Here is a 767-nt window from a genome sequence, read left to right on the forward strand (position 1 = left end):
CTGGTTTGGGCTAATCCGCGTTCGCTCGCCGCTACTGACGGAATCACTATTGTTTTCTCTTCCTCAGGGTACTTAGATGTTTCAGTTCCCCTGGTCTGCCTCGACTGCCCTATGTATTCAGACAGAAGTGACTGGCTATTACACCAGCCGGGTTTCCCCATTCGGACATCCCCGGATCAAAGCTTGCTTACAGCTCCCCGAGGCCTTATCGTTGTTCGCCACGTCCTTCATCGGCTCCTAGCGCCTAGGCATCCTCCGTGTGCTCTTAGTAGCTTAACCTAATTCGTTCGGATTTTGGGTCGACACGCTCTGTTGCTCCTCTGTTTCTTGATTGAATGAAATCAACGTGGAAACAGACTCACAAAGGATCGATCGCCTCCAAAAACCTCACTCCATCGTTAGCTAATGATCTTGTTTGACACAAGTTCAGCTAAAAGGATTGTTTCTAAATCGCATTTTCGTTTCGGTATCCAGTTTTCAAGGAACAACTTGATGAAATATTATGGTGGAGCCAAGCGGGATCGAACCGCTGACCTCCTGCTTGCAAGGCAGGCGCTCTCCCAGCTGAGCTATGGCCCCGTAAATTCCATCAAAACTGAACAAATGGGATGATGAAAAGATATTTGAATGTTTCCGTTGCAGGAAACGAGCATATGCTCTCGATGTACGCTTTCCTACAGAAAGCTGGTACTCCATAGAAAGGAGGTGATCCAGCCGCACCTTCCGATACGGCTACCTTGTTACGACTTCACCCCAATCATCTACCC

The 767-nt window shown here is 48.5% G+C and carries 1 tRNA gene and 2 rRNA genes; all 3 read right to left on the reverse strand.

From position 1 onward, the window contains the following. Positions 1-279 (reverse strand): 23S ribosomal RNA (locus Q5741_RS21555); the annotation flags it as partial. Positions 280-503: 224 nt separating this feature from the next. Then, positions 504-579: transfer RNA gene (locus Q5741_RS21560), tRNA-Ala, on the reverse strand. Positions 580-698: 119 nt separating this feature from the next. Continuing rightward, a 16S ribosomal RNA gene (locus Q5741_RS21565) occupies positions 699-767 on the reverse strand; the annotation flags it as partial.

Origin of the sequence: Paenibacillus lacisoli, assembly GCF_030580655.1 — a bacterium.
Taxonomy (GTDB): Bacteria; Bacillota; Bacilli; order Paenibacillales; family Paenibacillaceae; genus Paenibacillus; species Paenibacillus lacisoli.